Below are 17033 nucleotides of genomic sequence, written 5' to 3' on the forward strand. Positions count from 1 at the left end.
CTCCGGTATTGGACGATGGTCGCGATGCGTGCTGCCACGCGGGCGACCGGTTACCCTTTGATTTCCCGCTCGCCCCAAGGTCTTCGATGTTCGCCTCGTTGCCCCGCCTGATTCGCGTTCCGCTGGTCGTGCTGTTGCTGACGGTCAACGTCGTGGTGCATGTGTTGCTGCTGTTCGCGCTGACCCTGGTGAAGCTGGTGTTGCCATGGCGCGCCGCTCGCAGCGCATGCTCGCAGGGGCTGGTGGCCATCGCGGAAAGCTGGATCGGCTTCAACAATCTCCTGTTCGACCTGTTCACCCGCATCCGCTGGCAGGTGGAAGGCCTGGACGGATTGCGTCCGGACGGCAATTACCTGGTGCTGTGCAACCACCAGAGCTGGGTGGACATCCCGGTGCTGCAGAAGGTGTTCAACCGACGCATTCCGTTCTTGCGCTTCTTCCTCAAGCAGCAGTTGATCTGGGTGCCGTTGCTCGGACCGGCCTGGTGGGCGCTGGATTTTCCCTTCATGAAGCGCTATTCGCGGGAGACGCTGGAGCGGCATCCGGAGCTGCGCGGCAAGGACATGGAAGCCACTCGCCGCGCCTGCGAAAAATTCCGCCGCATGCAGGTGTCGGTGATGAACTTCGCCGAGGGCACGCGCTTCACCCCGGCCAAGCACGATGCGCAAGCTTCGCCGTACCGCCACCTGCTGCGGCCGAAGGCCGGTGGACTGGCGTTCGTGCTCGATGCGATGGGCGATGCATTGCACGCGATTCTCGACGTCAGCATCGTCTACCCGGAAGGCCCCTGCAGCATGAAGGACCTGGTCGCCGGCCGGGTGCACGAAGTCCGCGTCCATGTGAGCGAGCGGCCGATCGAGGCATCGCTGCGCGGTGATTACGAAGCGGACCCGGTTTTCCGTGAGCATTTCCAGACATGGGTCAATGAACTGTGGCGGGCCAAGGATGCGTGCATCGAACGCATGTCCGGGCCGGCCAACGAGACGGCAAGAGGAGACTGAGCAATGCGAATCCTGTTTGTAGGTGCGGGCGCCACCGGCGGTTATTTTGGCGGCCGTCTGCTGCAGCATGGACGCGATGTCACGTTTCTGGTGCGCGAGCGTCGCGCGGAACAATTGGCGCGTCATGGCCTGGTGATCCACAGCCGCACGGGTGACGTGACATTGCCGGCGCCACCCACCGTATTGGCGCGCGAGCTGCACGAACCGTTCGATCTGATCGTGCTGAGCTGCAAGGCCTACGGGCTGGAGCAGGCGATGGAGGACTTTGCTCCCGCGGTCGGTCCGCATACCACGATCCTGCCGTTGCTCAACGGCATGCGCCACATGGATCGGCTCGATGCGCGCTTCGGCGCGGACAAGGTGCTGGCCGGCCAATGCTCGATTGCCGCCACGCTGGATGACGAAGGCGCGATCCGTCATCTCAACACCATGCAGAACCTGGTTTTCGGCGAGCGCGACGGGCGCAAATCGGAACGCATGCAGGCGATCACCAAGGTCATGCTCGATGCCGGCTTCGACGCGCATGCCAGCGACGATGCATTGCAGGCTATGTGGAACAAGTGGGTGTTCCTGGCCTCGCTGGCCGGCATCACCTGCCTGATGCGCGCCTCGGTAGCCGACATCATGGCCGCACCCGGCGGCGCCGAGGCCACGCTGGCCTTGCTGGAGGACTGCCGCGCCACCGCCGAGCGCGCCGGTCATGCGCCCAGCGACGCCGCGCTCGGACACGCCCGTGGCCTGCTTACCGATGCCCAGTCCTCGCTGACTGCCTCGATGCTGCGCGACTTGCAGCAGGGTCATCCGATCGAGGCCGACCACGTGATCGGCGACATGCTGGCACGCTCGGGGCACGCGCCTGGCGATGGTTCGATGCTGGCCGTGGCCTATGCCCATCTCAAGGCTTACGAGGCGGGCCGCGCCCGTCGCCAGACCAACTGACCTTTCCGGAATTTGCCGCATGTCGACACAGCCGCTTCCCTTTGCTTTCCGCATCGCTACTGCCGCGGATATCCCCGCGTTGCTGGCGCTGGTCCAGTCGGCCTATCGCGGCGATTCCGGCCGGCGCGGCTGGACCACCGAATCGGATCTGCTCGATGGCCAGCGCACGGACGCCGCCGACATCGCCGAGGTGATGGCGCGTCCCGACAGCCTGATCGTGATGACTGAACGCGATGGCCGACTGCTTGCCAGCTGCCATGTCGAGCGGCAGGCGGACGGCGGCTACTTCGGCATGTTCGCGGTCGATCCGCTGCAGCAGGGTGGTGGCGTGGGCAAGGCGGTGCTGGCCGAGGCCGAGCGCATGGCGCGCGAACGCTGGCAATGCCGCGCCATGCACATGACCGTGATCGAGCAGCGTGCGGAATTGATCGCCTGGTACGAACGTCGCGGCTACCGTCGCACCGGCCAGTACAAGCCGTTTCCGTACGGCGACGAGCGCTTCGGCATCCCGCTGCGCGACGATCTGCGTTTCGAGGTGTTGATCAAGGAGTTTCCCGCATGAGCCTGGAATCCGAAGGTTGGGTGCGCGTAGGCACGCGTAGTGAAATGCTGCCGGGCGAGTTCCGCACCGTGTACGACGGCGATACGCCGATCGCGGTGTACAACATCGACGGCGACCTCTACGCGATCGAGGATGTCTGTACGCACGACGGCGGCGATCTCGCCGGCGGAGAGGTGCACGGGTTCGAGGTGGAATGCCCCCGCCACGGCGCCCGCTTCGACGTGCGCACCGGTGCCGTCACTGCACCGCCGGCCTACGAACCGGTGGCCAGCTTCCCGGTGCGCGAGGAGGATGGCGCGATCTTTACCCGGGACGATCGCGACTGACTTTATCCGCCCCTCCATGACCTCTGGCCTATGACGAAACGCCGCATGCGGCGCACGCTGGAGGAATCACTCGTGGGGGAGACGTGCGATGGCAGGAATGACGGGCAGTCGCGGGCTGTGGCTCGCGGCCCTGGTGTGTGGCCTGGGCTGGCCGGTGCTGGGCTGGGCCCAGTCGGCGCCGGTGCCGGCAGCCAGTACGGCGGCACCGGCGGTGGCAAGCAGCGCACCGATTCCGTTCGCACCGGCACACCAGACCATCATCACCACGCCCAGCGCGCCGAATGCCTGGGGGGGCCAACGCACTGGCAGCGAGCCGACGCTGTCCGACCGGGTGGTCAGCTACACCATCGATGCCAGCCTGGATGCAGCGAAGCACCAGGTGACCGGCAAGGAACACATGACCTGGCGCAACCGCAGCGATCGCCCGGTCAGCCACGTCTACTTCCACCTGTATCTCAACGCCTTCGCCAATGACGGCAGCACCTGGTTCACCGAGCGCAGGGTGCTTACCGCGCATGGCCGTTCGCGCGGCAACGCCCGGCTGAAGAAGGACCAGTGGGGCTGGGTCCACCTGCAACAGGTCGAACAGGACGGCACGGCGCTGAAATGGAGCTTCGTGCACCCCGATGGTGGCCCCGCCACCGACGAGACGGTGGTGCGCTTCGACCTCGCCCAACCCGTGCCCGCCGGCGGCACGCTCGCGCTGGACATCAACTTCCTCAGCCAGTTGCCACGCGTGGTCGAGCGCACTGGTTGGTGGGGCGATTTCAACCTGGTCGGACAGTGGTTTCCGAAGATCGGCGTGCTGGAATTGCCGGGCGAACGCGGCGCCACGCAAGTGCGCTGGAACGTGCACGAGTTCCACTTCAACAGCGAGTTCTACGCCGATTTCGGCCTGTACGACGTACACCTGACCGTACCCAGCGATTACACCGTGGGTGCGGTGGGGCAGGAGCAGGGCGCGCCGGTATCGAAGGATGGCCAGACCACCTACCACTTCGTGCAGGGCGACGTGCACGACTTCGCCTGGGTAGCCGCCAAGGGCTACAAGACGCTGGACGGCAGTTGGACCGGCCCGGGCAGCCCCAAGGTGGACGTGCGGGTGATCTATCCGCCCGAATACGTGGGCAGCGCTGCGCCGACGCTGAAGTCCACCATCGCCGCGCTGGGTTACTTCTCGAAGACGCTGGGGCCGTACCCGTATCACACGGTGACCGCGGTGATCCCGCCGTACAACGCGCAGGAAGCCGGTGGCATGGAATACCCCACCTTCTTCACCTCGGAGGGCTACAAGAAGGTGGAGCCGGGCACGCTGAGCCAGTACGAGAGCGATTTCGTCAACATCCATGAGTTCGGTCACGGCTACTTCTACGGCATCATCGCTTCGGACGAATTCGAGGAGCCGATGCTCGACGAAGGCCTCAACGAGTACTGGGATGACCGCATGCTGCGCGACACGCATGAGGACATCACCGCTGCCTCGCCGCTGATGAAATGGCTGGGCATCACACCGACACTCACCGCCTTCCAGATGGAACGTCTGGGCGCCACCTTGAGGCAGCCGGCCGATCCGCTGGCGCAGAACAGCTGGGATCGCCTGTCCAGCACCAGTTACGGCACGGTCTACACGCGCACCACCACGGCCATGCACGACCTGGAGCTGCGCATGGGCAAGGCAACCATGGCAAAGGCCATGCGCCTGTACTACCAGCGCTGGCGTTTCCGCCATCCTTCGGTGGCCGATTTCCGCCAGGCGATGATCGACGGCTCGGGCGACGCCAAGGACGTCAACGAAATCTTCGACCAGTTCGTCTACGGCACCAAACACATCGACGATCGCGTGGCCTCCATCGATACCCGCCAGGTGCTGCCGCAGGCTGGCGTGACGTGGAAGGACGGCAAGCCAGTGGAAGCCGACGGCACCGCGCTGGACAAGCAGATCGCCAAGCAGGAGTCGGACTGGAAGAAGGCGCACCCCAAGGCGAAGCCGGGCAGCGGCGGGGCCTATCCCTGGCACAGCACGGTGACGGTGCTGCGCGACGGTGCCCAGGTGCCCGAATTGCTGCGCGTGACCTTTGCCGACGGCAGCCACGAAGACGTGCATTGGAACGATGATCGCCGCTGGGCGCGCTTCGACTTCGTCAAGCCGGGCAAGGTGGTGTCGGCCGAGCTCGATCCGCAGCAGCAGGTCTACCTCGATGCGAACAAGCTCAACGACAGTTACGCAACCAAGCCGAACAGCGCCGCGTCGCGTCGCTGGAGCGCCGACGTGGCTGCCGTGCTGCAGGCTTTCTACTCGATGCTGGTGACCTTGTGATGATGGCCTACAACACTTCCCGTCGCGTGGGTCCCGGGGCCCTGTTCTCCGCCATGCTGGCGGCCATCCAGTGGCGCCTGCTGCTGTTGTGGCTGCTGTTCCTGCTGCTGCCGGTGGCAGTGGTGGCGTTGCCGTTGTGGCGCACGCTGGCCGGGCTGCTCGATCACTCCGTGCACTCGGCCCAATGGGCGCAGCACTTCAATGCATCGATGTTCGGCGACACGATGATGGCCTTGAGCGGACACGCCGCGTGGTTTGGCGCCACGGCCCTGCTCGGAGTGGTGCTGACCCTGCTGCTGTCGCCGTTCCTCGACGGCATGATGGTCGGCAGCGGCCGTGCCGGGCGCACCCTGGGCTTCGGCGCGTTGCTGCAGAACGGCTGGATCGAATACGGGCGGATGTTCCGCGTGATGCTGTGGGCGCTGGTGCCTTACGCGGTGGTGCTGGTGGTCGCTGGGGCGGGTTCGCACCTGGCCGACAAGCATGCCGCGGAAGCCGTGCTGCAATCGCAGGCGGATGCCTGGGCGCATGGTGCGAAGTGGGTATTGCTGGTGGTGTTCGTGCTGGCGCAGGCGATCGTGGAGTCGATGCGCGCCGCGTTCATCGCCGACCCCGAACTGCGTTCGGCCACCCGCGCGTTCGGCCGCGGCTTCCTGCAACTGTTGCGCCGACCGCTGGGCACCTTGCTGTTCTATCTGGTGGTGAGCGTGATCGGCCTGCTGATCTTCGGCGCACTCGGCCTGGCACGCATCCACTCCACGGCAGTGGATGGCGGCTTCCTGCTGGCGTTGTTGCTGGGTCAGCTGATGGTGCTGGTGGTGGGCTGGATGCGCTTGGCGCGCCTGTTTGCGTTGGCCGCGGTGTCGCGGGCATGGCGAGCGGGGCGGCGCTCGTCGGGATTTGCATCGGCACGCTGATCGGAGGCGTTGCATATGGCCGGGAGGGAGCATGCTCCTCTTCTGGTCACGTTGTGAGCGCTTGCTGCCCGGAATGCTTTGGGGCGTTCCGCCCTGACTCAAATGCCTGGGTAACGTGCCGCCACCTAGGAGCGTGGGCGGCAGAAATCTTCCGGGCTGCAAAAGTGTCTGCGTGGTCCATATTTGACCAGCTTCGCTGTTATGAAGCGCTTCGTCGCTTCTTGGCCCATAGAACCACTATGGGCCGGCGAATCGTCGAAAATCTGTCCTCACGCAGCCACTTTTTCGCCTCGAAAGTTTCTACCGCCCACGCTCCTAGGGTGACGGGGTTTCGCCCACCTGCCGGTGGCCGAGTCACTTTCTCTCGCTTGCCCGAGAGAAAGTAACCCAAGAGAGGGGCACCCTGCGTTCGCGCCCACCGGCTCTGCGAGCCGGCGGGTCCGCGCCCGGCTACGGGGGTTCGCCGACAGCACATCGGGCAACTGCGTCCTGCGTTGCCTCAACTCCGGCATCCATGCCGTCGCCTGCCCTGACGTCGAACTGACCGGCATCCATGCCGGTCACCCTGCGGGCTTGATCCTCCGCCGTGCGCCGCTTCTCGAAGGGGATGAAAAAGCCGCACACCGCAGCGCCAAGCTCGACCACACGCGTCCGCTCTTCCTACCCCTCAGTTGACGGTGACGGCGCGGTGTGGCCGCTGGTGTAACAGGAAGTGTCACGCAGGTTCCAAACCCCTCGACCGCCAAGGCTTGTAGGGTCGGCGGGTCCCATAGGCCATTTCTCTGGGTTACGTCTCTTTGGGCCAGCCAGTACTGTCCGGTAAACCTGCGCATCAACCACACTAAGTGATTGATAAAATGACGATAATTGACACTTTTTGAGTGTTAGCGATTTCAACCCGGGTTGCCTCAAGCTCGACGACGTCACCTCAGAGGACGTCGTCATGCACGAAGGCCGCTTTGTGTTCACGCAGCTCATGCAACACCTGCCGATGCACACGTTTCGTCGGCTCGTTGCGAAGTTCGATGGCAATCGTTATGTGAAACGATTTGCCTGTCTCGACCAGTTTCTCTGCATGGCGTTCGCTCAACTCACGGGACGTGAAAGCTTGCGCGATATCGAGATCTGTTTGCGCGCGCATCAGGCCAAGCTCTATCACCTGGGTATCGTGGACATATCGCACGCAGCACCTTGGCCGATGCGAACGAGCAACGTGACTGGCGCATCTATGCCGAGTTTGCGCAAAGCCTGATCGCCACCGCGCGTCGTCTGTACATCAACGAGCCGCTCGATATCGAGTTGGCACATACCGCGTATGCACTCGACTCCACCACCATCGAGCTGTGCTTGTCGGTCTTCCCGTGGGCGCGAGCGATGCATCCCGGCCGAGGCGGCTTGAAGGTGCATACGCTGCTCGACATTCGCGGCGCAATCCCTACTGTCATCAGCTTTTCCGAGTCGCGCCAGCACGACGTCCACATGCTCGACGAACTCGTGCCCGAGCCAGGGGCGATCTATCTGATGGACCGCGCCTATCTCGATTTCGAACGTCTCTACCGATTTCACTGCGAAGGTTCTCTCTTCCTGATGCGCACCAAGAAGAACCTCCGAGTGCGACGACGCTATTCCCACCCGGTGCCTGATCGCACGCTCATCGGTTGCGATCAAACCGTCATGCTGACGCGGGACGTCGTGCGCAAGAAATACCCCGTCCCACTACGCCGTGTGCGCGTGCGCGACCCGGAGAGTGGTGAGTCCATTGTCTTGTTGACCAACCACTTTGCGCTTCCTGCTGCCACGGTCAGCGCCTTGTATCGTCACCGTTGGCAGATCGAAATCTTCTTCAAGTGGATCAAGCAACACCTGCGTATCAAGGCGTTCTTTGGCACTTCACCCAACGCGGTGAAAACGCAGGTCTGGATCGCTGTCGCTGTTTACGTACTGATCGCGATCGTGCGCAAACGTCTCCAATTGACCACTTCCCTCTACGAAATTCTGCAGATCCTGAGCGTGACACTATTCGAGCAAACCCCATTGGACTGCGCCTTGCGGCGCCAGGAGCTACAGCTTTTTGCCCACGACGACGCTAACCATTTGATTCTATTCCCTGATTAACCGGACAGTACTGGGGCCAGCAAAGAGAGGTAACTCGGGCGCCGGCAGGCGCTCGAAAGCCCGCCGCAGGCGAGCCACCCACCGACCACGTCAGAGAAAGCGAAAGCCCGCCGCAGGCGAGCAATCTAGCGACCACGTCAGAACGAGCAAAAGCCCGCCGCAGGCGAGCAATCTGGCGACCACGCTAATGCAAGCGAAAGCCCGCCGCAGACGGCCAATTTCACGATAACGTCTGCAGCCCACCCGGAACGGGCCGCAGCCCCGCCTACGCGAAGGCGCGACGCGCCTCAGCCCGAGGCGGATAGTAGGCGAACACGTGGGTGTCGCTACCGTAGAAATCCATGTCCTCGATGTGCTCGCCGCCCAGCCGTTCGGCCACGCGATCGGAAGCATCGTTGCCGATGCGCACCAGGCTGATCACGCGGGGCACGTGCAGGCGGCTCCAGGCGAAATCGAGCACGGCGTTGCCCGCTTCGGTGGCGTAGCCGTGGTGGCGGTGCTCCGGCTTGAGCATCCAGCCCAGCTCCACGTCCGGCCAGCCTTCGGGGTGGAACAGACCGGCGCGACCGATGAATTCGCCGCTTTCCTTCAACTCCAGCGCCCACATGCCGTAACCGCGCAGTTGCCAGTGGCCGATCAGCATGGCCAGCGAGCGCCAGGCATTCGTGCGGTCCAGCGGCTGGCCGTCGCCGACCCAGCGCGTGCTCTCCGGATCACCCAGCATCGCGGCGTAGTCGTCGAAGTGGCGTTCGGTGAGGGCGGTGAGGCGCAGGCGCGCGGTTTCGATTACGGGGATATCAATCATGTCAAATCAGCAAGCAGGCACCGTGCCATCAAGCAGACTGGCCAGCGCGCGCGTAGTGGTTGCCAGGCTTTCAGCCCAGGGCAGACCCACGATTGTCTCACCGGAAGCCGCATCCGCAAAATCCTCGGCCTGGCCGGGTGGCAGCAGGTGGCGGTAGTCCACGGTGATCTCGGTGCCTGCGGGCAGGTCGCGCAAGGCGAACACGAAGCCCAGGTGCCACAGGCCGACCGGCTGGAAGCTGTGGTTGATATAGCACTCGTCCGGCCAGTCTGGCGACAGCGTGTAGCGGTCCTCGAACCAGCGGGCGGCGGCGTGCATCTGCGCGGAAAGGGCCGGATCGGCGACGATCTCGGCCAATCGCCAGGTGCGGTCGATGGCATCGGGGGCGGTGAGGATGCGCCCGGCGGCCACATTTTCGTCCAGGAACAGGCCTTTGCCAGCGCCACGGATGGTGGAGACGGCAATGCGATAGCGCGGAAGAATCATGGGGCGTGGCGGCGGCGGGAATGCCGCGCAGTGTAGCGCAGCCGGCGCGGCATTCCTTGCTGCACCGGCTGCTCCATCCTGGAAATCGTCCCTGTATGAATGCAGCATCCCCCCGCATTCGACAATCCGTTGCACTGACACCCCTGAGGCAACATTCCGTGTTGGCCTGACCGATACTTTGCCGCAAGGCGTGATGGTTCGCCGCCAGCGCTTGCGTGCGGTGCGCGTGCGCTTTTGGCGCCATGATTTGTCAGGGAATCCCCACAGGCGGCAGTCCGGTGGGACAGGGTCGTCACGGGGCGCTGGTACAATGTGTGTTTTCGCCTGCCTGTATTGGAGCCCACGTGATGGATACCGCCCGCCTTTCCCGTTTCGTCAGCGATCTGTGGGACGCCGAGATCGTGCCGAAGCTGACCGATTACATCCGTATTCCCAACAAGTCGCCGATGTTCGACAAGGATTGGGTGGCGCATGGCCACATGGATGCGGCGGTGAAGCTGATGAGTGACTGGGCGAACAGCAAGCTGTCCAGCTTGCCGGGCGCCACGCTTGAAGTGGTGCGATTGGAAGGGCGTACGCCGCTGATCTACATCGAAGTGCCGGGCCAGGGCGACGACACTGTGGTGCTCTACGGCCATCTCGACAAGCAGCCGGAAATGACGGGTTGGTCCGAAGGCCTGGGTCCGTGGACGCCGGTGCTCAAGGGCGACAAGCTTTACGGCCGCGGTGGCGCCGACGACGGCTATGCCATTTTCGGCTCGCTGGCTGCGTTGCTGTCGCTGCATGAGCAGGGTATTCCGCATGCGCGCTGCGTGGTGATGATCGAGGCCTGCGAGGAATCGGGCAGCTACGACCTGCCGTTCTACGTCGATCACCTGGCCGAACGCATCGGCAGCCCGTCGCTGGTGGTGTGCCTGGATTCGGGCTGCGGCAACTACGATCAACTCTGGCTGACCACCAGCCTGCGCGGCATGACCGGCGGCGAGCTGAGCGTCGAAGTGCTGACCGAGGGCGTGCATTCGGGCGACGCCTCCGGCGTGGTGCCGTCCAGCTTCCGCATCCTGCGCCAATTGCTGGAGCGGCTGGAAGACGCCAACACCGGGCGTATCAAGCCGCAGGAGCTGTATGTGGAGGTTCCGGCCGAGCGCGTGGAGCAGGCGCGCAAGTCGGCCGAGGTGCTGGGGGCGGACATCTACGACAAATTCCCGTTCGTTGAAGGCATGCAGCCGGTGACCGAGGACTTGGGCGAGCTGGTGCTCAACCGCACCTGGCGCCCGCAGCTGGCCGTGACCGGCGTGGACGGCATGCCGCCACTGGAAAGCGCCGGCAATGTGCTGCGTCCCAAGACGGCGGTGAAGCTGAGCTTGCGCGTGCCGCCGACCCTCAGCGGTGCCAAGGCCGGTCAGTTCGTCAAGGAGTTGCTGGAAAAGGATCCGCCGTACGGCGCCAAGGTGAACTTCAAGCTGGAAAAGGACGGCAGCGGCTGGAATGCGCCGGCGCTGTCGCCGTGGCTGTCGCAGACCGTGTCCGAGGCTTCCGAGCATTACTTCGGCGCACCGGCGGCCTACATGGGCGAAGGTGGCAGCATTCCGTTCATGGGCATGCTGGGCGAGAAGTTTCCGCAGGCGCAATTCCTGATCACCGGCGTGCTGGGCCCGCACTCCAACGCGCACGGCCCCAACGAGTTCCTGCACATCCCCACCGGCAAGAAGGTGAGCATGGTGGTGGCCGAAGTGGTGGCCAGGCATTACGCGCAGGGCGCCAAGGGCTGACCCGTCTTTCTCCCTCTCCCCTGCGGGGAGAGGGGCGGGGTGAGGGGCCAACCTCGCCGGGCGCTTGAAAGAAGCGAAGAGCGCTCGCTTGAATGTTTTCGCGAGCACCCGCCCCTCATCCCAACCTTCTCCCCGGAGGGGAGAAGGCGCAGGGCGACAGACGCATTCGCGAGCACCCGCCCTTCACCTCAATCCTCTCCCTCACAGGGGCGAGGAGGCGAACGCAAAGAGCCGTACTCATGGATCACTCCCATCTCGCCCACAACTGGGCCGATATCCGCCATCGCGTGGCGGAAGCCTGCCGCGCCGCCGGGCGCGATCCGTCCGAGGTCAGCATCCTGCCGGTCAGCAAGACCTTCGGCGCTGACGTGGTGCGCGAGGCGGTGGCGCTGGGGCTGCATCGCTTCGGCGAGAACAAGGTGCAGGAGATCCGCGACAAGTCCGGTCCGCTGGCCGACTGCGGCATCGACTGGGTGATGATCGGCCACCTGCAGACCAACAAGGCCAAGGACGTGGCACGACTGGCCAGCGAGGTGCAGTCGCTGGACCGCCCGGAACTGGCCGAGGCCTTGCACCGCCGCCTGACCCTGGAAGGCCGCAGCATCGACGTACTCGTGCAGGTGAAGACCTCGCGCGAGGACAGCAAGTACGGCCTGCCGCCCGACCAGCTGCCGGCCTTCCTGGACAGCCTGCGCCAGTACGACACCTTGCGCGTGCGCGGCCTGATGACCCTGGCCATCCACACCGACGATCCGGCCGAGATACGCGCCTGCTTCCGCCAGTTGCGCGAGCTGCGTGATGCCGAAACGGCCCGCGGCCACGACATTCCGCGCCTGTCGATGGGCATGAGCGGCGATTTCCCGCTGGCCATCGCCGAAGGTTCGACCGAAGTACGCATCGGCACCGCCATCTTCGGTCGCCGGCCGTATCCGGATTCGTATTACTGGCCGGAAAAGCCGGCCTGAATCGAGTCGGGAGGGTTCCTGCGGACCCGTGCACCACCACACCCGCAAGTTATTGCGGTTGCGAGTCGCATCACGTAATTATTTGCGTTTGCCTCCTATCATGGGCCAAGGAGCGCGCCACGCAATGGCCTGGTGCGCAAGGGGAGGGTGTCACCGGCTTCAGGCGGCACGGACAACGAAGCGGCGGCACTGAGCACGGGAAGGGTTCAGGGGCACATGGACGCAGAGGCAGTGGCAAGCGAGCTTCCGGATGGAAGTTCGCCCGGGGAGCGCGGCGCTTTCGCTTCAGGCACGACGGGCTTTGACCAGCCGCTGCACGGCCTGGTGATGCTGGCCCAGTTCCATGGCATCGCCGCCGATGCCGACCAGCTACGTCACGAGGCTGGTCGAGGGGCGCAGGCATTCGATGAACCGTCCCTGCTGCTGGCGGCCAGAAAGCTGGGTCTCAAGGCGAGGGTAATCCGGCAACCGGTGGATCGTCTGGATCGCGTGGCGCTGCCGGCCCTGGCACTGCATGACGATGGCACCGCCTTCGTGGTGGCCCGGGTCGGCGACGGCAAGGTGCTGATCCACGACCTCGGGTTGCGGTGCGTGCGCATTCTGTCACGCGATGAATTCGCCGCTCATTACGATGGTCGCCTGCTGGTCGTCGCCTCGCGCGCCTCGATGGTGGCCGAGCTGGCGAAGTTCGACTTCAGTTGGTTCATTCCGGCGGTGGTGAAGTACCGCCGGCTGCTGCTGGAAGTGCTGCTGGTATCGTTTTTTCTGCAGCTGTTCGCGCTGGTCACGCCGCTGTTCTTCCAGGTGGTGATGGACAAGGTGCTGGTGCACCACGCGCTGACCACGCTGAGCGTCATCACCATCGGCCTGGTCGTCATCACGGCGTTCAACGTGATGCTGGCGGGCCTGCGCACCTACCTCTTCGCGCACACCACCAGCCGCATCGACGTGGAGCTGGGCGCGCGGCTGTTCCGTCACATCCTCGCGCTGCCGCTGGCCTACTTCGAGGCGCGCCGGGTGGGCGACACCATTGCCCGCGTGCGCGAGCTGGAGAACATCCGCAGCTTCCTCACCGGGCAGACGCTCACCTCGGTGCTGGATCTGCTGTTCACCTTCGTGTTCCTCGCGGTGATGTTTCTCTACAGCGGCTGGCTGACCCTGATCGTGCTGATCTCGCTGCCGCTGTACGCGATCTGGTCGGCGGCAATCACGCCGGTGCTGCGCAAGCGGCTCAACGAGAAATTCGAGCGCGGCGCCGACAACCAGGCCTTCCTGGTGGAAGCCATCGCCGGCATCAGCACCATCAAGGCCACGGCGGTGGACCCGCGCATGGTGCGCATCTGGGACAAGCAGTTGGCCGGCTACGTGGGCGCGGGTTTTCGCGTCGCCCACCTCGCCAACATCGGCCAGCAGGGCATCCAACTGCTGCAGAAGCTGGTGGCCGTGGCGGTGATCTACTGGGGCGCGAAACAGGTGATCGAGGGCACGCTGTCCGTGGGCCAGCTGATCGCCTTCACCATGCTCTCGGGTCAGGTCTCGGCGCCCATCGTGCGGCTGGCCCAGCTGTGGCAGGACTTCCAGCAGGTGGGCATCTCGATGGAGCGCATGGGCGACGTGCTCAACACCCGCACCGAGGCCGGCGGCAGCCGCATGCAGCTGCCGGCGATCGAGGGGCGCGTCACCTTCGAGCACCTGGGCTTCCGCTATCGCCCCGACACCGCCGAGGTGCTGGCCGGCATCGAGCTGGACATCCGCCCCGGCGAGGTGGTGGGCATCGTGGGGCGCTCCGGCTCGGGCAAGAGCACGCTGACCAAGCTGGTGCAGCGCCTCTACGTGCCCGAACGCGGGCGCGTGCTGATCGATGGCACCGATCTCGCCCTGGCCGACCCTGCCTGGCTGCGCCGCCAGCTCGGCGTGGTGCTGCAGGAAAACTTCCTGTTCAACCGCAGCGTGCGCCAGAACATCGCCCTGACCGATCCCGGCATGCCGCTGGAGCGGGTGATCGCGGCGGCCAAGCTGGCCGGCGCGCACGACTTCATCACCGAGCTGCCCGAAGGCTACGACACCGAGGTCGGCGAGCACGGCGCCAACCTCTCCGGCGGCCAGCGCCAGCGCATCGCCATCGCCCGCGCGCTGGTCGCCGACCCGCGCATCCTGATCCTGGACGAGGCCACCAGCGCGCTCGACTACGAGTCCGAGCGCGCCGTGATGGCCAACATGCGCGCCATCTGCCGCGGCCGCACCGTGCTGATCATCGCCCACCGCCTCTCCACCGTGCGCCACGCCGACCGCATCGTGGTGATGGACAAGGGCCGCATCGTGGAGTCCGGCGCGCCGGATGTCTTGCTGCAGCGCCCCGACGGGCATTTCAGCCAACTCTATCGCCTGCAGCAGGGCTGACATGGAAGGGCTGACATGAACCTGCGACTGCAAGCCCTGGGTGACATCTGCCGCCGCCATGCCGAGGTCTGGCGCGCCGCCTGGGCCGGGCGGCGCGCCCTGGAACCGATGCCGCGCACCCGCGGCGAACTGGCCTTCCTGCCGGCGCAACTGGAACTCATCGAAACCCCGCCATCGCCCGTGCCGCGCCTGGCCGCGCGCCTCATCATGGCCCTGTTCGCCGTCGCCCTGCTGTGGGCCTGCATCGGCCAGCTCGACATGGTGGCCGTGGCGCCGGGCCGGACCGTCACCGGCGGTCGCACCCGCATCGTGCAGAGCGCCGAGACGGCGGTGGTTCGCCGCATCCTGGTGCGCGACGGCCAGCACGTGAGCCAGGGCGAGCTGCTGATCGAGCTGGACGCCACCGCCACCGGCGCCGACCAGCACAAGGCCGAAGCCGCCCTGCTGGACGCCCGCCTCGCCGCCGCCCGCGCCGCCGCGCTGGTGGCCGCCGCCGGCGTGGGCCATGCCCCTGTGCTCGCCAACGAAACCGGCCTGCCCGCCGGGCGCTTCGAGGCCACGGCGCGCCTGGCGCAAAGCGCCTACGCCGCCTATGCCGCCAAAAGGCAGGGGCTGGAGGCGCTGGTGGCGCAGAAACAGGCCGAGCTCGCCACGGTGGATGCCGCCATTCCCACGCTGGAAGCCAGCCTCGCCATTGCCCGCACCCGCGTCGCCGACTACGAGAAACTGCTCGCCAAGGGCTACGCCTCCAAGCAGGATTACCTGCAACGCGAACAGGAGCGCCTGGGCATGGAGCGCGACCTCACCGCCCAACGCAGCCGCCGCACCGAGCTGCGCTCGGCCATCGCCGCCGCCCGCGAGGAGCTGGCCGCCACCGTCACCGACACTCGCCGCCAATGGCAGGACGAGCTGCGCCAGGCGCAGGAGCAAATCCGCCAGTACGAGCCCGAAGTGGCCCGCACCACCCGCCGCAACACCCTGATGCAATTGCGCGCCCCGGTGGCCGGCAGCGTGCAGCAACTGGCCGTGCACACCGTCGGCGGCGTCGTCACACCGGCCCAGCCCCTGCTCTCCGTGGTTCCCGACAACGAGCCGCTGGAAGTAGAAGCCACCGTACTCAACCAGAACATCGGCTTCGTGCGTCCCGGGCAGCGCGCCACGATCAAGGTCGAGAGCTTTCCGTATACGCGCTACGGCTATATCGAAGGCGTCGTGGAGAGTGTTTCGCACGATGCGATCCAGGACGAGAAGCTCGGCTTGATCTACCAGGCCCGGGTGAAGATGGGGAAGACGGAGCTGCTGGTCGACGGCGTCAAGGTTCGCCTGACTTCGGGCATGGCATTGACGGCGGAAATCAGGACGGGGAAACGGCGGGTGATCGAGTACATCCTTGATCCGCTGCGGCAGGGGGTGGATGAGTCCATGCGGGAGCGGTGATGTGGAAACCATATGGGCAGCACATCGCGCAAGGTCTATCTGGGAAGTGGGCAATAAAATGAAAGTGTCCTGTACATTTGTCGCTAGTCTTGCATGGGTGCTGTCCTTCGCGGCCTGCGCAAAGGACGGCACCAGCGACACCGCCGTGCGGGCGAGCCCCGAGGTGGTCGTCATGCCTTCCGAGTGCCACGGGAAGCCCAACGACGCCATTTACGTGGCCTTGGGCGAGGACGTGTTCCGCATCCCCGGTACGCCCAATCGTGTGGGCATCTATCCCATTCCCTATCCGAAGCCGGGAGAAGCATCGTCGGCAATGCCTAGTGAGACACCGCCTGGTTGTCCCGACCATCCAGCCAAGGCTTTCAGTCTGCACCTGACTTTGCACCAGTCATCGTTGCTCGGCAATCTGCAAGACCTGCCACCGGATGCCTTGCGAGCCATAACCGTTTCCCAGGTCGGCTACCGCCCGTATGGCGAACTCTTCGCCATGAATACGCTGGCTATGATGGTGAAAGACGAGCCATGCCGCGATGCGGGCGGCGGCTTGGTGGAATGCCGCAAGCAGCCGGATCAGGAAAGGGATACATCCACCCTTTCCGCACAGGCATCCGTGTACGGCACCCCGCTTGGGCATCCCTTCATCGTCACTTGCGGCTTCGGACCCGGCATCTGGGCAAGCGACTGCCAAGTGCATTACCAGTTGTCCGAACGTCTGGTGCTTGGATATCAGCTCGACAGGCGCCGTATTCCTGCCGCACGCATGATCGAGGTCGACCGGGCCATTCGTGCCGGTGTCCAGCGGCTTCTCGTGAATTCGCACCGTTGAAGCGCGTTTTGCTGGAGCCCATTGATATCTCCTGTCCATATCCAAGGAAGAAACTGCATGACAATCAAGGTTGGTTATGGAGACAAGGGGGCTCTCTCTCGATTCGTGTGGTTGACCTTTACCCGACCACCTGTTGAGCCGCATGCGTCCACGGGTTTTTCGGCA

General features: G+C 65.0%; 13 protein-coding genes and 1 pseudogene. 12 read left to right on the forward strand and 2 right to left on the reverse strand.

Features of this window, described 5'->3' with window-relative positions; all coding sequences use genetic code 11:
• Positions 1-86: 86 nt before the first annotated feature.
• From AB7849_RS17230 to AB7849_RS17260, 7 genes and pseudogenes are all read left to right on the forward strand, one after another.
• The gene (locus tag AB7849_RS17230) at positions 87-1001 is read left to right on the forward strand and encodes an acyltransferase (protein WP_008207817.1); all 915 of its coding nucleotides are present in this window, start codon (positions 87-89) and stop codon (positions 999-1001) included.
• Between the two features lie 3 nt (positions 1002-1004).
• Complete coding sequence (panE, locus tag AB7849_RS17235) at positions 1005-1940, forward strand: 2-dehydropantoate 2-reductase (protein WP_369501441.1); 936 nt, start codon at positions 1005-1007, stop codon at positions 1938-1940.
• 19 nt (positions 1941-1959) lie between these two features.
• On the forward strand, positions 1960-2502 hold the full coding sequence (locus AB7849_RS17240) for a GNAT family N-acetyltransferase (RefSeq protein WP_092704484.1): 543 nt from the start codon (positions 1960-1962) through the stop codon (positions 2500-2502).
• Positions 2499-2828 carry a non-heme iron oxygenase ferredoxin subunit gene (locus AB7849_RS17245; RefSeq protein WP_008208720.1) on the forward strand — a complete coding sequence of 110 codons (330 nt, stop codon included), beginning with the start codon at positions 2499-2501 and terminating at the stop codon, positions 2826-2828. The genes AB7849_RS17240 and AB7849_RS17245 overlap by 4 nt, the downstream gene beginning before the upstream one ends.
• 88 nt (positions 2829-2916) lie before the next feature.
• On the forward strand, positions 2917-5145 hold the full coding sequence (locus tag AB7849_RS17250; RefSeq protein WP_237711759.1) for a M1 family metallopeptidase: 2229 nt from the start codon (positions 2917-2919) through the stop codon (positions 5143-5145).
• Positions 5145-6062, forward strand: coding sequence for a hypothetical protein (locus tag AB7849_RS17255; RefSeq protein WP_008208716.1), 918 nt, complete (start codon positions 5145-5147; stop codon positions 6060-6062). The genes AB7849_RS17250 and AB7849_RS17255 overlap by 1 nt, the downstream gene beginning before the upstream one ends.
• A 943-nt stretch (positions 6063-7005) precedes the next feature.
• Positions 7006-8177 (forward strand): annotated as a pseudogene (locus tag AB7849_RS17260) (IS4 family transposase).
• 265 nt (positions 8178-8442) lie between these two features.
• Here AB7849_RS17260 and AB7849_RS17265 read toward each other — a convergent pair.
• Positions 8443-8982, reverse strand: a complete 540-nt coding sequence (locus AB7849_RS17265) for a GNAT family N-acetyltransferase (protein WP_092704491.1) — start codon at positions 8980-8982, stop codon at positions 8443-8445.
• A 6-nt stretch (positions 8983-8988) separates the two neighbouring features.
• On the reverse strand, positions 8989-9468 hold the full coding sequence (locus AB7849_RS17270) for an SET domain-containing protein-lysine N-methyltransferase (RefSeq protein ID WP_008213221.1): 480 nt from the start codon (positions 9466-9468) through the stop codon (positions 8989-8991).
• Between the two features lie 347 nt (positions 9469-9815).
• Here AB7849_RS17270 and AB7849_RS17275 point away from each other — a divergent pair, with 347 nt between their 5' ends.
• The 5 genes from AB7849_RS17275 to AB7849_RS17295 all read left to right on the forward strand — a co-directional run bounded on the left by AB7849_RS17275 (position 9816) and on the right by AB7849_RS17295 (position 16868).
• Positions 9816-11240: a M20 family metallopeptidase gene (locus AB7849_RS17275; protein WP_008213220.1), complete on the forward strand. Its 1425-nt coding sequence runs from the start codon at positions 9816-9818 to the stop codon at positions 11238-11240.
• A gap of 239 nt (positions 11241-11479) precedes the next feature.
• On the forward strand, positions 11480-12205 hold the full coding sequence (locus AB7849_RS17280; protein ID WP_008213219.1) for a YggS family pyridoxal phosphate-dependent enzyme: 726 nt from the start codon (positions 11480-11482) through the stop codon (positions 12203-12205).
• Between the two features lie 216 nt (positions 12206-12421).
• Positions 12422-14605 carry a type I secretion system permease/ATPase gene (locus AB7849_RS17285; protein WP_369501442.1) on the forward strand — a complete coding sequence of 728 codons (2184 nt, stop codon included), beginning with the start codon at positions 12422-12424 and terminating at the stop codon, positions 14603-14605.
• 15 nt (positions 14606-14620) lie between these two features.
• The gene (locus AB7849_RS17290) at positions 14621-16042 is read left to right on the forward strand and encodes an HlyD family type I secretion periplasmic adaptor subunit (RefSeq protein WP_369501443.1); all 1422 of its coding nucleotides are present in this window, start codon (positions 14621-14623) and stop codon (positions 16040-16042) included.
• Between the two features lies 1 nt (position 16043).
• Entirely contained in the window at positions 16044-16868 is an 825-nt protein-coding gene (locus AB7849_RS17295; protein ID WP_157618137.1) for a hypothetical protein, read from the forward strand.
• The last annotated feature ends 165 nt before the right edge of the window (positions 16869-17033 follow it).

This window comes from Rhodanobacter sp. FW021-MT20, assembly GCF_041107475.1.
Taxonomy (GTDB): Bacteria; Pseudomonadota; Gammaproteobacteria; order Xanthomonadales; family Rhodanobacteraceae; genus Rhodanobacter_A; species Rhodanobacter_A glycinis.